Below are 13,235 nucleotides of genomic sequence, written 5' to 3'. Positions count from 1 at the left end.
CTCGAAGATTAGTTACCGCCGGGCGCTGGCGTTGCTGCCTTGCCAGCGTCCAAATCGTTCCAGTTAAGGATGGCGTTGAAGCCGAGGGCGTAGGTACCCTGCGTCTGCCAGCGCCAGAACGGACGAATCGCAAACATCACCACATGTCCCTTTCCGATCGGCGAATCCACCACCTGCGCGCGATTCGCGAGGCCATCGGAGTTGGCGAGCGTTCCAGAGAGTAACATGTCCGCGCTCGTGGACGGGAACTGCAGAATGATGCGCGGCCGATCGCCGAGTGCACCACCTGCCCCGCCGCGTCCGCCGCCACCACCACCACCTGCGCCACGACCGCCGCGTCCGCCAGCAGCGGCACCGGCCGCGGCAGCAGGTTCCGCAGTCGCATCGAACGGAGACAACCGCAGCGGCGTGGCATTCGGCGTCACGTTCTGACTAATCCCCGGCGCGCCGCGGGCACCGCCTCCGAAGCCACCGAGGTCACCACCACCGCCGGCATTCAGCACCGGCGCTTGGCTGAAATACACGGGCAGCGAACGATCCGTGTAGCCGTACGCGATGGGGCTCTTGGCGTCGTTGAACACACCGCGCAGAATCGTGCCGCGCGCAAACAACCCGGCCGGCGTTTCCACCGTCACGCCAGGCGTGAGGTTGTATTCGGGGAACAGCGTGGCCGTCGCCCCTTCCGTGATCAGCGTGCCGCCGTCCTGGACGAACTTGTACAGGTTCATCAACCCTTCCATCCCCATGCCGCCACGAACGTCGGAGGTGGAATCGGGATAGCCCAGCGACGGGAACTTCTCTGAGCGTTGGTACGGGATAGCAGGCCCCGACGTCATAGGCACACCGCTCACCATCGACGCGGCATTGCCGCTCACGTGCGGATAGATGACCACATCGTACTTCGCCTTAAGATTGGTCATCCCCTTCAGTTCTTTGTCACCGACATAGGTGTACGGAACGCCGTAGGTGTCGAACGCCGCACGCACCCAGCCTTCGTCTTGCGTGCGGTTCCAGCTGTGCAGGTACAGAATGCGCGGAATGTCGAGGTCGTGCGCCTTCACCGTCGGCATTGCCGACACGGCCCACGCCGAGAGGCCAGCATCCTTGATGGCGGCATCGAGCTTTGCGCGGTCACCGTTGGCGATGATGAACGCACCCGCCGCAAACTTGTGGCCGCCCGCCTCAAACGCTTCCTCGGCCGCCGCCATCTTCACATCCTTGAACTGATAGCGGAAGCCCGTGAGGGCATTGTCAGCGGCGTTCTCCACGATGATCACACTCCCCGATCCCGTCACACCACCGGCCGCCTTCACCGGTGCCGTCACGAGCGCCATCTTCGCGTCGAGGAGACTCTTGTCGCTCACCGGCGTGATCGTGAGGTTGCGCATCAGCTGGAACGTCCAGCCGGTGTCGTCGTACGGCGACGGATTGCCCGGCGCAAAGTTCTGCAGCGAGAAATACATATCGGCGAGCGTGCGATAGGGCTGGTCGCCACGCACGATGTAATCGCCCGGTTGCACATCCACGGCACCGGCCTTGAATGCGGCCGACGCGATGTGCACTTCGAGTCCCTGCGTTCGCAGATCGTTGATCGCCTCAGCGGTGTTGGCCTTGCGATGCTGCCCTGCGGGAATCACCCAGCCGTACGTCGGACCGTCCTTACCGCGCGCTACGGCGCGTTTGTTCTTGAGCCAGTAGTTCTCGAGATACAGTTCGCGATTGCGCGCCATATGCTGCAGCGAGAACAAAATGGCGGACTCTTGAATGTTCGTGTTGTTACGCGGGCCCCAGTTGATGCGCGCCAGCGGCGGGTTCGGCCGGAACCACTCTTTGCTCGTGGTCGTCGCGGGCGGCGTCACCACGGAGTTCTCGGGGCCGTAACTCTGCACTTCGTAAAAGCGGCCAATGGCGTTGTGTTCGTGCGCAATAAAGAACATGTAGTTCGGCACCCAGCCATCGTAGAACCCGTAGGTCCAGACGCCGGGCACGCCGCGCTTGGTCATTTCCACCACGTCGTTCTCCGCGAACTGCCACCACTCACCCACGACAATCGGATCGAGCTCGTTGTTGTACGGGCCCGTGCCGGTGGACGAGTAGAGATACGTCTGCGCCTCGTGCAGATCGTGCATCATGATCGGCTTCCACTCGAGGAACGTCTTCGTCACGTTCCGCGTGAGGGCGAGGAACTGGCCCATGCCGTCACGGTTGTTGTCGTGCTGCACGTACTTGCCCCAGTACATCAGCGGGAGCGTGCCCGTGCCGGCGGCGCGCGTCTTGTTGTAGTAGTAGTTGTCCACCATCTTCTCGCGCCCGTCCACCTCGATCACCGGCGTGATGAGCGTGAGCACATTCTTGCGGATGTTCTGGATAAAGGGCGTCTCCTCCACCACGAGGCGATACGCCAACTCCATTAGCATCTCGGGGCCACCGCGCTCCGGCGAGTGCATACCGCTGGTGATCCAATATTCTGGCTTGGCCGTCTTGATGAGGGCGCGCGCCTTTTCTTCGGTGGTGGTCCGCGCGTCAGTCAGCGCCGCGGCATCAGCCTTGACCTTGTCGAGGTTCCGGATGGTCTCCTCGTCACCAATCGCGAGCATCACCATGTCGCGCCCTTCTTCGGTCTTGCCAATCTTGAAGAACTTGGCGCGACCGGGCGCGGCCTTGGCGATGGCCTCGAGGTAGCGGTGGATGTCCTTGGCAGAGGTCAACTCGCCGGGCGTGCCGACGATTCTTCCGAGGAACTTGAGCGGCGTCGGCACCGTGTTGGACGCAGGCAGGTGATCCACGAGCTCCGTGCTGATCCGGGGATCCTGCAGATATTCCTTGATTTTCTTGCCGTACTCCTCGTCCTGCTTCTGCTGGGCGAAGGTCGCAACGGGGAGCAAAAAGCCAACTGCGGCGATCGCCCACGTGACGCGACGGGCGGACCTGTTCCAACGGGACATCATGCCTCCTGGCACTCTCGGGTGAGGGCGCCGACGCTACTACCGCCGGCGGGAGTGTGTGGCTCCAAACCACGTACAAACCGGGCGTCTCGGCCTCCTCGGAGGCACGAGACTAAGCCGCAAGAACATACGCGCAAAAGCAGGGCTTCGCTGGCCGCCGGACCTGGCGGCAGTGCCCGATCCAGCGGCTATCCAAAGGCGGCCGTATATGATAGTATCGTGTTTGGCAGTTACGCTTGGCGCGTGGTTCCGCCGCGAGAGATCCCTCGCGGTTGAGGAGCCCGCCCCGCCGCAGTCTCCGGAGACTCTCCACCATGCAGATCCTGTCCTCGCCAACGGGCTGGTCGCGTCGCGTCGCGATTGTCGTGCTTGCTTTGATCACCCAGGCCATCGTGTCGCCGTGGGCGTTGCACGCACAAGCGGCGACCACCCGCGTGCGCTCTGAGGCCGACGTCGAATTCATGTCGGGCATGATTCCCCACCACGCGCAGGCGGTCCTGATCGCAGGCTGGGCGCCGTCGCATGGCGCCCGTCGCGATGTCGCGGTGCTCTGTGAGCGCATTGTCGTGGGGCAACGCGATGAAATCGCGCTAATGCAGCGCTGGCTCCGCGATCGCGGCGAAGAGGTGCCCGCCGCCGATGCCACGCACCACAAGATGAAGATGAACGGCATGGTGCACGACATGCTCATGCCAGGCATGCTCAACGCGGAGCAACTGGCCGCACTCGATAAATCGCGCGGCGCGGACTTCGACCGCCTCTTCCTTGAAGCGATGATCGGCCACCACGCAGGCGCTGTGGCCATGGTGAACGATCTCCTCGGCGCCAAGAACGCCGGAAACGACGATGTCGTGTACCGCTTCGCATCCGATGTGTTCGCCGACCAAACCACCGAGATCGAGCGCATGCAGAAGATGCTCTCCACCGTGCCGCCAACTTCGCGCCACTAGTACGGCCACGCCTTTACGATCACGCACGACCCACACCCACCCGGGAAGCACACATGGCATCAGTACCGAACATCCGGCAGTTCGCGGCCGGCGTTTTGACGGCGACGTTGGCCGTCACGGCGCTGTACGCGTCGGCATGCGCGTCACAGAGCTCTGCCTCCGCTGGCGTAGCTCCGACGCCCGCCGTGAACATGAGCACCGCCGCGCCGAGTCCCGATCCACGTGTCGGACTCAAAGCAGGCACGCTCGCTAAGCTGCCGGCAGACACTACGCGTCGTATGGTCAGCACGCCCGCCGCGGAAGCTTCGTGGAACATGCGTCTCGTGAAGAATGTGCTCCCGGTTGGACCGTTTGTTGGCGTCACGCATTCCGACCTTGCCTTCCGCGGCAACTATGTGGTGCAGGGCAACTACGATGGCTACGAGATTTTTGATATCTCCAATCCTCGTGACCCGAAGCTGTTCCACCAGGAAGTATGCCGCGGATCGCAGAGCGACGTGTCGGTGTACGGCAACCTAATTTTCGTTTCGGGTGAAGCCCCAAGCGGTCGCCTCGACTGCGGCCTCGCCGGCATTCCGGATTCCGTGAGCAAGGATCGCTTTCGCGGCATTCGCATTTTTGATGCGACGGATCTGAAGCACCCGAAGTACATCCAGAGTGTCCAGACGTGCCGCGGCTCGCACACGCACACCGTGGTCGAAGATCTGAACGACAAGGCCAACGTCTACATTTATGTTTCGGGTTCGGCTGGCGTGCGCTCGCCGACGGAACTGCCGGGTTGCTCGGACCTCGACCCCGCGCTGGATCCGAACAGCGAACTGTTCAAAATTGAAATCATTCAAGTGCCGCTCGCGAACCCAGTGGCGGCGCATGTCGTAACCAAGGCTCCGATTCTCGCCGACTTGGGCCGCGCACCACAGAACTCGGGCCGCAGCGCTTCCGATTCCACCGATCGTGCCGCGCAGGCAGCCGCGCGTGGTGGTCGGGCCGGCGGACGCGGTGGCGCAGCGCCCGCCGCGGGTCGCGGTGGTCGTGGTGCGGTTCCGGCGAATCGTGGCCCCGTGCAGTGCCACGATATCACCGTGTATCCCGCGTCAGGATTTGCGGGCGGTGCGTGCGGTGGCTACGGCGTGCTCCTCGACATCCGCGACGCCGCGCATCCGGTACGCCTGTATGCGGCGGCCGACTCCAATATGTCGTTCTGGCATTCCGCGACGTTCAGCAACGACGGCACCAAAGTGCTCTTCAGCGACGAATGGGGCGGCGGTTCCGCGCCGCGCTGCCGCGTGACCGATCACTACGAATGGGGTGCCGACGCGCTGTTTAACATCGTGAACAAGAAGACGCTGGCGTTTACGAGCTACTACAAAATGCCGGCGGCCCAAACGAGCGCCGAGAACTGCGTGGCGCACAACGGATCGCTCGTACCGATTCCGGGACGTGACGTCATGATTCAGGCGTGGTACCAGGGCGGCGTATCGCTACTCGACTGGACCGATAACGCACACCCGAAAGAAATCGCCTTTATGGATCGCGGCCCCATCGATACGTCAAGCGCTGGCGCCAGCGGTGGCTCATGGTCCGTGTACTGGTACAACGGCTACATGTACAGCTCGGAGATTGCCCGTGGGCTCGATGTGTTCGAACTGCAGCCGAGTGCGTTCATTTCGCAAAACGAAATTGACGCCGCCAAGACGGTGAAGTTCGAATACCTCAACGTGCAAGGCCAACAGAAGCTCGTGTGGCCGGCATCTTTTGCACTGTCGCGCTCGTATGTGGACCAACTCGAACGCTCAAAGGGATATTCCGCGGACAAGCTGTCGAGCATTCGCGCTGAACTCTCGGCAGCGGAGAAACTCAGCGGTCAGGCGCGGAAGGACGCGCTCAGCAAGCTCTCCACACAGTTGCACGGCGATGCGCGCGGATCGTCCGATGCACCGAAGGCGCACACCCTCGCCAGCGCGATTGGCGACTTAGCGAAGTAACCAGCAGCGCGTCACGTTTGGCAAATCCCCGTCAGCACTCATGCTGACGGGGATTTGAATTTCCGGACACGGGTTGCTCTTTGTCAGGCGCACCCTCACAGATCGCGTTTCCCGTACCCGACTCCGCCGAGTGCACAACGGCCGTATGTATGAGGCTCGTTCGTTCCACTCAACTCGGAGTCACCATTTATGCGTATGCTACGCCCGCTGCTCCTCGCTGGCGCTTTGCTCGCCGTAACGCAATCCGCCGTTGCACAGTCCGCCGAAGGCCCGTGGATGATTCGCATTCGTGCGCTCTCGCTCACGCCAGCCAATAAGTCTGATGCCATTCCGTCGCTCGGCGTCAAGGCGGACGCCATCACCGTCAGCTCAAAGATTTTCCCGGAAGTCGACATCTCGTATTTCTTCCAGAAGAACTGGGCCGCCGAACTGATCCTGACGTATCCGCAGGAACATGACGTCAAGCTGAATGGCGCCAAGATCGGCAAGTTCTCGCATCTGCCGCCGGTTCTACTGGCCCAGTATCACTTCATGCCGGACGCTGACTTCCGTCCGTATGTTGGCGTCGGCGCCAATCTGACGCTCATCATGAACACCGACATCAACGTCTCCGGCGTTGGTGCGCTCGACCTCGGAAGTTCGTCGGTTGGTGTTGCCGGGCAGATCGGCGCGGACTACAAGCTGTCCGCAGGACGCTTCCTGAACATCGACGCCAAGATGGTGACGATTGGCACTGATGTCACCAAGGGTGGTACAAAGGTGTCGGCCGTGAAGGTTGATCCGATTCTGATCAGCATCGGCTACGGCTTCCGCTTCTAGTCACCGGCGCTCACCTGTACGACAAAGGGCCGGCGAGATCATCGCCGGCCCTTTGCTGTTGCTATGCCGAGAGTGGGAATCGAACCCACATGAGCTTGCGCTCGGCGGATTTTGAGTCCGCTGCGTCTGCCAGTTCCGCCATCCCGGCCCGAGACCGGTGGTGGGCGCCTGCGCTCAACAAAAAGAAGCGCGCCGTCACCAGCGTGAAGCTAGTGACGGCGCGCCTTCCCTTCCAGTCGTACGGCGAGATCAGCCTTCGTTCGGCTTCTTCACCGAGTCTGGGCGGACCGCTGGCGCGGGACGGCGCTGCGGCTGGCCGGCTGCCGGCGGGCCGTTGGGCGGGCCGTTAGGAGCCGTCGGAGCGCACGGCGGCGCACCCATACCGCCTCCCATACGGCCTCCCATACCCGGCTCCATCTGCCCCATGCCACCCATGCGTCCCATCATGGCGCAGTCCATCTGCCCCATGCCCTGATGCATCTGCCCCATGCCACGATCCATCTGCCCCATCATGCCACCCTGGCCATGACCATGGCGAATGCCCTGCCCACCATCCTGTGGCCCACGCCGCATACCCTGCCCACCGCCCTGACCCGGACCACGACGCATCTCCTGGCCGCCGCCCATTCCCATACCGCCACCCATCCCCGTACGACCGCCACCCATCCCGCCGCGGCCACTGCCCATCCCCATACGACCGCCACCCATTCCGCCACGGCCACCGCCCATCATGGCGGCACCGAGCTTCACGCGTTGCAGTGGCGTGAGGAAGCTGGCGAGTTCCTTTTGCTGAGCCTCTTGCATTTCAAAGCGCTGACGGCCCAACTGGGCCTGGCGATCGAGGAGCGTCGTCAACTGAGCCGTGCGAGCAGAATCGGGGCGCAACATCTCGTCGCGAAGCGACATGCGAATGTCGCGCGCCTGCTCTGCCAGCAGCTGCCGCTTTTCACCGTATTTCTTATGGACGCCTTCGAGCTTGGCAATCTGCGCGTCATTGAGACCGAAGCGCGCCTTGAGCCCCTGCGCCATCGCCTGATGCATATCCTGCTGGCGGCGCGCACGTGCGGCGCTATCCATCGGCATTCCGCGACCGGGACCCTGCCCAGCCTGTGCAGGCGGAGCGGGACGCCGCGGAGCCTGAGCCCCGCCGCCCTGCGCGGCGAGCGCGCCAGCGGCCATGGCAAGCATTCCTGCGACCTGCATTACGGTGCGTTTCATAGAGTCATCCTCCAAGAGTTCCGAGTCGCGCCGTCCACCATCTGTGGCGCGTGTCTTCATCGTGATGACCGCTGGGTTTTGAAAAGCGTTAGACCGGCGCGCTCGTCACCCGGTTAGCCGCCTGGTCACCAGCGCGCGCACCGAGCCTAGGGTCTTTCGGGAGGCTTCTGTTGCGCCTGCTCTTGCCGCTGCTCCTGAAGCAGTTCCCGCACACGCCGTTGAAATAGCTCCTGCACGCCGAAGTACTTGGCGCGCTGCATCGGCGACATGAACAGCGCGAGCTCTTTCTGCTCCTGCTCCGGCAGATCGTTCCGCTGCTTTGTGATCTTGATAATGCGATCCAATAACTCCGCCACGCGGACATTCCGGCTCGTATCACCCAAAAGCACCTCGTCGCGGAGCACCTGCCGTACGCGACTCTCTTCCTGATTGAGCGATACCTTTTGCGCTTCGAGACGACTCGTCAGCTCCTGCACCTTTTGCAGCTGTCCGTCGTTGAGCCCCACCTGCGAGCGCAACACGCGCTCCAACTGGGCGCGCACCTGTTCTTCCAGCACGGGACGAACGCCGCGCTGTCCCTGGGCAGCGGCCAGTACGGGCGCGACCAGCATTACGATTGCCACGATACGTCGCATCACGGGCGGTCCTCGGTTGAGTCAGTTTGCACACGCGCTAAATGCGGTGCTTCGGGATCAGCGCAGGGGAGCGCCTTCAGTCCGTCCATTTCCTTAAGCAACAAGCGTAGATGGGCATCGGACAAATGCCTCGCGGCGCCAATCGTGACCGGGGAGGTCGACCGACTGACGGGCGCGAGTCCGGCCACCTGCACACTCTCGTCGGGCACGATCGACGGCATCACCGGCCCGTCGCTGCGGCTTGCAGCGATCGTATTGGCCGAGCGCGCCGCGCTTGACCCACCGTCGAACAGCTGACGCAACGAGGCCAGTGAGACCGCAGCGGCCAGAACGATTGCGGCAGCCGCCGCCAGCCGCCAACGACGCAGACGTGCCGTGCGCGCCATCACCTCGCCGGGGAGCGGCAGAATGGCCACGATACGATCGGTATTGATATGCGGCGTTTCGAATGACGATCGGACGCGATGCAACAGCGTCACTTCAGCCTGACAGTCCGCGCACTGCGCGACGTGCGCGGCCACGGCGCGTGCCGGTGCCGCAGCTAGCGTGCCGTGCACGAGGGCCGGCAACTGGTCGCGCATCTCTCCGTTTTCGCAATCATGCATCATTGAGAAACTCCTTCACTGCCCGCATCGCATTGTGATAATGCACTCGGCACGCCCCTTCGGTGCTGTCGAGCGTTTTCGCGATTTCGGCGTACACCAACCCCTCAGTGACTCGCAACACAAACACTTCTCGTTGCATCGTCGAAAGCCGTTGTACCGCCTGCCGCACCCGCGCCGCCGTCTCGTCAGCCACGAGTGCGTCGAGCGCGTTGTAGCCCTGCACGGCGTGGTCCTCCGCTAACTCCACGGCTCCACCATGACGACGCTCGGCTCGTTGCCGATCCAGCACCAGACGCCGCAGAATCGTAAAGAGCCATGTCCGGAGCGAACTGTCGGCGCGAAACGCATCGAGCGCGTTGAACGCCCGCACAAACGTGTCCTGCACCAGCTCATCAATCCCGTCACGCTCCCCAGAACTCGCAGCAAAACGGGCGAGCGCTGGCGCGTGCCGAGTTACGATCTCGGTCGCCGCCCGCTGGTCGCCTAGTTTCCATCGTTCGATCAGCGCGGCGTCGAGTGCCGCGTCGTCCTGCGTTGTCGGCACTCGCATTGGTTCAAAAATGAGACGCCGCTGGGGGAACGGCGTTAATATAGAGTGGTTACCCCGCCACTCAGTTCTCGGACCCGGAGCCAGCCGTGCGTGCGCCCGAAATCATCGCCCATCGTGGCGCCTCCCGTGAAGCGCCCGAAAACACCCTCGCGGCGTTCCGGCGGGCGCAGCTACTTGGCGCTGACGGTGTTGAGCTTGACGTGCATCTCACGACCGACGGCGTGTTGGTCGTCCACCACGATGCGATCCCGCGTGAGGCTCCGGAACCGGCGCTTATGGGCAAAGCTCTCCACGAACTCTCGTGGGGCGAGGTCTCCCGGTTCCGAGTGAGAGGCGAGCCCATTCCACGCTTGCAGGACGTGTTGGACGCTGTTGGGAGCACCCTCAACGTCTACTGCGAACTCAAAGGCGCCGGCACGACCGCAGCGGCGTGTGCGCTACTCGCGGGCGGCGCCCCCCGTCATGCCGTGCACGCATTCGACCACCGTCAGGTGGCCGAAGCGGAACGACTCGCGGCACCGCTCCCGCGCGGGGTGCTGGAGGTGAGTTACCACGTGCAACCGCTCGCTGGACTGACCAGCGTGCACGCGCGCGACCTCTGGCAACAATGGGAGATGATTGACCAAACCCTCGTCCACGACGCGCACGCATTGGGCGCGCGCATCGTGGCGTGGACGGTCAACGATGCGGCCGCCATGTCGGCACTCGCGGCGCTCGGCGTCGATGCGCTGTGCACCGACGACGTCGCCCTCGCCCGAACACTCTTCCCCCGTTAGCCGCCGCCGAACCGCCGGCGACCGCTACGGCTTTTTCGCCGGAGCCGCTGGGGCCGCCGAAGCCGCGGGGGCCGTCGGTTTCGCGGGAGCAAGCGGAGTCACGTTCATCGCCTGATACATCCCCTTTTCCGTATGGGAGCGACCATCGCTCGCCGGAATCAGGCAGGCCAGCACGAACTTGCCAGGCGGGAGACGGAGCGTCAGAAACGTTTCCGTTTGCTTTTGGATGATCGACGTCGACCCAACCGTCACGGCCCACGCCGGCGGCACACCCTTGGCGTGCATGGCGTCGTAGAATTCCTTGACGGTATGACCGATCCCAATTTCCATCACCGACATCTGGTGCACGTCGGCGCCTGAGTTCAGCAGATGGAAGGTGACGATCCCTTCAGTAATCGACGTGGGAGCCGTGAACTGATAGTCGGCCCCAACCACGCGCACGTACTGCACTTTTTCCGTGGGGGCGTTCTGGGCGCTCACGGCCAACGGCCCGAGAACCGCGACCGTCATGAGCACTGCGCGCACCACTCCGCGACCGAACATCAGGCCTCCTCGCTCTGGGGGGATGACAGACTGACCCTAGAATGGAGGGGGAAAACAAAAAGTGCAATCCGAAATTCCCCCTTTCTTCGGAGGATTTTCGGAAGGCCCATCAGGAGGCCGGTCCGCCTTTGGCCGGGGGATCGCCAGCGGACTGAGGGTTGGGCGCGGAGTCAGGTGCGGCACCCGAGGTCGCCGCCGACTGCGCGGCCAAATCGGCCTCTAGCCGCTTGAGTTCATCCTCGTGCGTGCTCAACGCGTCCGCCAATCGAGCGAACAGCTCCGGCTCCATCGTACGCCCCTCGCGATGCGCTCGATGAACCGCGTAGCCAAGGTCGCGCGCCGCTTTGTCGCAGAGTTGTCCAATGCGAAACAGCTCAAGCCGCACCTTGCCCTCGTCCAACGCACCCTGCGCGGCCCGACCGGCGTTCTTCAGCTCGGCGGACAGCATCGACCAGACACTCATGGTTTCCCCTGGGATAGGTCCCGTGCTCCTTACGCGGCGCACGTACCCAAGGTTTCGGCACGGGGCAGCTGAGGCGCACCGCTCGGTACCGACAAAACGAAAAACGGCTCGACCATTGAGGTCGAGCCGTTCACACGTTCGCAGAAAAAGCGATCGTTAGGCGGTCGCAGCCATCGGCTCGCGCGGTACGAGCGGCACAACCGACACCTTGTAGCGGCGCTTGTTCTTGTGCTCGAACTTCACGTGCCCGTCGATCAGGGCGAAAATCGTGTAGTCCGTGCCAAGGCCGACGTTCGTGCCCGGGTGCCACTTGGTACCGCACTGACGCAGGATGATGTTGCCGGCGCGCACCTGCTCGCCGCCAAACTTCTTGATCCCGCGATACTGCGGGTTGGAATCGCGCCCGTTACGGGAGGAACCAACGCCCTTTTTATGTGCCATGTTACCCTCTCAAAAAACAGCCGGCGTCAGCCGAGCGTGATGTCGTTGATGCGGATTTCAGTGAAAGCCTGACGGTGGCCCTGCTTCTTGGCGTAGTTCTTACGCCGACGAAACTTGAACACGACGATTTTGTCGCCGAGTCCATGCTTGACGATCTCAGCGGTGACCTTGGCCCCCGCGAGCATCGGCACGCCAGCCTTCACGGTGCGCCCGTCGGAACCGAGCAGCACCTCGTTGAACTCGACTTTCGTACCGGCGTCACCCAGCAAGGTGGCGACCCGGAGCGTCTTGCCCGGCTCAGCACGATACTGCTTCCCGCCGGTTTTGATGATTGCGTATGCCATGTGGCGACTCTGTTCCAGATGAGTTAATCGCGAGCCTAAGATTATAGCTGATTGGAGGTTGGAGGTCAAGCGGTAGCGCCAATAAATCGTGCGTCGCCTTTCGAGGCCCCGCTGGCGGCATTCCGTGCCCACGGGCATCTTCACTTCCGTGCGGAGGGGCGGCCGCTTCCTATCCCGGCCGTCGCGCAATGGATCTCTATACTGGCAGCCTAATTCTCGGTACCGCGGGACTCGGCCTGATGGCGCTTGGCGGCGTCGCAGCGAGGGCCGGTGCTACCGGTTCGCACGGTGGACACACCGGCCATAGCGGGCATGCCGGCCATACCGGCCACGTCGGTCCCTCCGGCCATTCTGGGGCTCTGCACGGCCACGGAGGCCCTCCGGGTGGGCACGTCGCCCATTCGGCCAGCAGCGGGCACGCTGGCGCCCCTGACGGCGCCCACGGAGGACACGACCTCGCCTCCGGCGCAGCACAGCTGGTCGCCTCGGCCCAGTCCAAGCTCAGCGATCGACTCGGCGCCCTGCTCTCGCCGCGCCTCTGGTTCAGCGTGCTCGTGGGCTTCGGCACCACTGGCATCATCCTGCGTGGCCTGCTCGGTGCGATTCCCGTGGTGGGGCCGATCGCCGTCCTCGCAGCGGCCGTGGCTGGCGGCGTGCTGTTCGAACTCCTGCTCGTGGGCCCGTTCTGGAACTTTCTCTTCCGCTTTGCCTCTAACCCTGCACTCACGCTCGAGAGTGCGCTGACCGACACGGCCATGGCGGTCACAGGTTTTGACGCGAACGGTCAGGGGCTCATCGCGGTGGATGTTGACGGTCAGGTGGTGCAGGTGCTCGCATCACTTCGCGCGGATGACCGCGGAGAAGCGCGGCGCGTTCGGGCCGGCGAGATGGTGCGTATTGAAGAAGTCGATACCGCGCGCGGCCGTTGTGTGGTGTCGATCGTTCGCTGATCGCAATTGTT

Annotated in this window: 14 protein-coding genes and 1 tRNA gene; 5 read left to right on the top strand and 10 right to left on the bottom strand. The window is 63.4% G+C overall.

The genetic code is table 11. The features are described from left to right. Window positions 1–8 precede the first annotated feature (8 nt). Window positions 9–2,948: a M14 family zinc carboxypeptidase gene (locus NTZ43_04355; protein MCX5766443.1), complete on the bottom strand. Its 2,940-nt coding sequence runs from the start codon at window positions 2,946–2,948 to the stop codon at window positions 9–11. 311 nt (window positions 2,949–3,259) lie between these two features. Here NTZ43_04355 and NTZ43_04350 point away from each other — a divergent pair, with 311 nt between their 5' ends. From NTZ43_04350 to NTZ43_04340, 3 genes are all read left to right on the top strand, one after another. After that, window positions 3,260–3,895: a DUF305 domain-containing protein gene (locus NTZ43_04350; GenBank protein MCX5766442.1), complete on the top strand. Its 636-nt coding sequence runs from the start codon at window positions 3,260–3,262 to the stop codon at window positions 3,893–3,895. 53 nt (window positions 3,896–3,948) lie between these two features. Continuing rightward, complete coding sequence (locus tag NTZ43_04345) at window positions 3,949–5,880, top strand: hypothetical protein (protein MCX5766441.1); 1,932 nt, start codon at window positions 3,949–3,951, stop codon at window positions 5,878–5,880. Window positions 5,881–6,069: 189 nt separating this feature from the next. Next, complete coding sequence (locus NTZ43_04340; protein ID MCX5766440.1) at window positions 6,070–6,699, top strand: outer membrane beta-barrel protein; 630 nt, start codon at window positions 6,070–6,072, stop codon at window positions 6,697–6,699. A gap of 64 nt (window positions 6,700–6,763) precedes the next feature. On the opposite strand, the gene NTZ43_04335 is transcribed toward NTZ43_04340, so the two are convergent. The 5 genes from NTZ43_04335 to NTZ43_04315 all read right to left on the bottom strand — a co-directional run bounded on the left by NTZ43_04335 (window position 6,764) and on the right by NTZ43_04315 (window position 9,707). Beyond that, window positions 6,764–6,847: transfer RNA gene (locus NTZ43_04335), tRNA-Leu, on the bottom strand. A 101-nt stretch (window positions 6,848–6,948) separates the two neighbouring features. Then, entirely contained in the window at window positions 6,949–7,917 is a 969-nt protein-coding gene (locus NTZ43_04330; GenBank protein ID MCX5766439.1) for a hypothetical protein, read from the bottom strand. Window positions 7,918–8,063: 146 nt separating this feature from the next. Beyond that, window positions 8,064–8,555, bottom strand: coding sequence for a hypothetical protein (locus NTZ43_04325; protein MCX5766438.1), 492 nt, complete (start codon window positions 8,553–8,555; stop codon window positions 8,064–8,066). Beyond that, entirely contained in the window at window positions 8,552–9,160 is a 609-nt protein-coding gene (locus NTZ43_04320) for a zf-HC2 domain-containing protein (GenBank protein MCX5766437.1), read from the bottom strand. Before NTZ43_04320 ends, NTZ43_04325 begins: the two co-directional genes overlap by 4 nt. Continuing rightward, a complete protein-coding gene (locus NTZ43_04315) occupies window positions 9,150–9,707 on the bottom strand; it encodes an RNA polymerase sigma factor (protein MCX5766436.1) in 558 nt (185 codons plus the stop codon). The genes NTZ43_04320 and NTZ43_04315 overlap by 11 nt, the downstream gene beginning before the upstream one ends. A gap of 86 nt (window positions 9,708–9,793) precedes the next feature. On the opposite strand from NTZ43_04315, the gene NTZ43_04310 reads away from it, so the two are divergent. Continuing rightward, on the top strand, window positions 9,794–10,483 hold the full coding sequence (locus NTZ43_04310; protein ID MCX5766435.1) for a glycerophosphodiester phosphodiesterase: 690 nt from the start codon (window positions 9,794–9,796) through the stop codon (window positions 10,481–10,483). A 24-nt stretch (window positions 10,484–10,507) separates the two neighbouring features. Here NTZ43_04310 and NTZ43_04305 read toward each other — a convergent pair whose 3' ends face one another. From NTZ43_04305 to rplU, 4 genes are all read right to left on the bottom strand, one after another. Then, entirely contained in the window at window positions 10,508–11,026 is a 519-nt protein-coding gene (locus NTZ43_04305) for a hypothetical protein (protein ID MCX5766434.1), read from the bottom strand. A gap of 109 nt (window positions 11,027–11,135) precedes the next feature. Next, a complete protein-coding gene (locus NTZ43_04300; protein MCX5766433.1) occupies window positions 11,136–11,489 on the bottom strand; it encodes a hypothetical protein in 354 nt (117 codons plus the stop codon). Between the two features lie 156 nt (window positions 11,490–11,645). After that, complete coding sequence (rpmA, locus tag NTZ43_04295; GenBank protein MCX5766432.1) at window positions 11,646–11,930, bottom strand: 50S ribosomal protein L27; 285 nt, start codon at window positions 11,928–11,930, stop codon at window positions 11,646–11,648. A 26-nt stretch (window positions 11,931–11,956) separates the two neighbouring features. Next, the gene (rplU, locus tag NTZ43_04290; GenBank protein ID MCX5766431.1) at window positions 11,957–12,274 is read right to left on the bottom strand and encodes a 50S ribosomal protein L21; all 318 of its coding nucleotides are present in this window, start codon (window positions 12,272–12,274) and stop codon (window positions 11,957–11,959) included. A gap of 188 nt (window positions 12,275–12,462) precedes the next feature. On the opposite strand from rplU, the gene NTZ43_04285 reads away from it, so the two are divergent. Continuing rightward, window positions 12,463–13,224, top strand: coding sequence for a hypothetical protein (locus NTZ43_04285; GenBank protein MCX5766430.1), 762 nt, complete (start codon window positions 12,463–12,465; stop codon window positions 13,222–13,224). Window positions 13,225–13,235: the final 11 nt, after the last annotated feature.

It is taken from the genome of Gemmatimonadota bacterium (assembly GCA_026387915.1).
Classification (GTDB): Bacteria; Gemmatimonadota; Gemmatimonadetes; order Gemmatimonadales; family Gemmatimonadaceae; genus Fen-1231.
Note: the sequence above shows the minus strand (reverse complement) of the source record. Positions and strands in the feature narration are given on the sequence as shown.

Bases quoted from the DNA above. Each gene is read 5' to 3' on its own strand.
- NTZ43_04355 (MCX5766443.1), bottom strand. From the start codon at position 2,948: ATGATGTCCCGTTGGAACAGGTCCGCCCGTCGCGTCACGTGGGCGATC.
- NTZ43_04350 (MCX5766442.1), top strand. From the start codon at position 3,260: ATGCAGATCCTGTCCTCGCCAACGGGCTGGTCGCGTCGCGTCGCGATT.
- NTZ43_04345 (MCX5766441.1), top strand. From the start codon at position 3,949: ATGGCATCAGTACCGAACATCCGGCAGTTCGCGGCCGGCGTTTTGACG.
- NTZ43_04340 (MCX5766440.1), top strand. From the start codon at position 6,070: ATGCGTATGCTACGCCCGCTGCTCCTCGCTGGCGCTTTGCTCGCCGTA.
- NTZ43_04330 (MCX5766439.1), bottom strand. From the start codon at position 7,917: ATGAAACGCACCGTAATGCAGGTCGCAGGAATGCTTGCCATGGCCGCT.
- NTZ43_04320 (MCX5766437.1), bottom strand. From the start codon at position 9,160: ATGATGCATGATTGCGAAAACGGAGAGATGCGCGACCAGTTGCCGGCC.
- NTZ43_04315 (MCX5766436.1), bottom strand. From the start codon at position 9,707: ATGCGAGTGCCGACAACGCAGGACGACGCGGCACTCGACGCCGCGCTG.
- NTZ43_04305 (MCX5766434.1), bottom strand. From the start codon at position 11,026: ATGTTCGGTCGCGGAGTGGTGCGCGCAGTGCTCATGACGGTCGCGGTT.
- NTZ43_04300 (MCX5766433.1), bottom strand. From the start codon at position 11,489: ATGAGTGTCTGGTCGATGCTGTCCGCCGAGCTGAAGAACGCCGGTCGG.
- rpmA (MCX5766432.1), bottom strand. From the start codon at position 11,930: ATGGCACATAAAAAGGGCGTTGGTTCCTCCCGTAACGGGCGCGATTCC.
- rplU (MCX5766431.1), bottom strand. From the start codon at position 12,274: ATGGCATACGCAATCATCAAAACCGGCGGGAAGCAGTATCGTGCTGAG.
- NTZ43_04285 (MCX5766430.1), top strand. From the start codon at position 12,463: ATGGATCTCTATACTGGCAGCCTAATTCTCGGTACCGCGGGACTCGGC.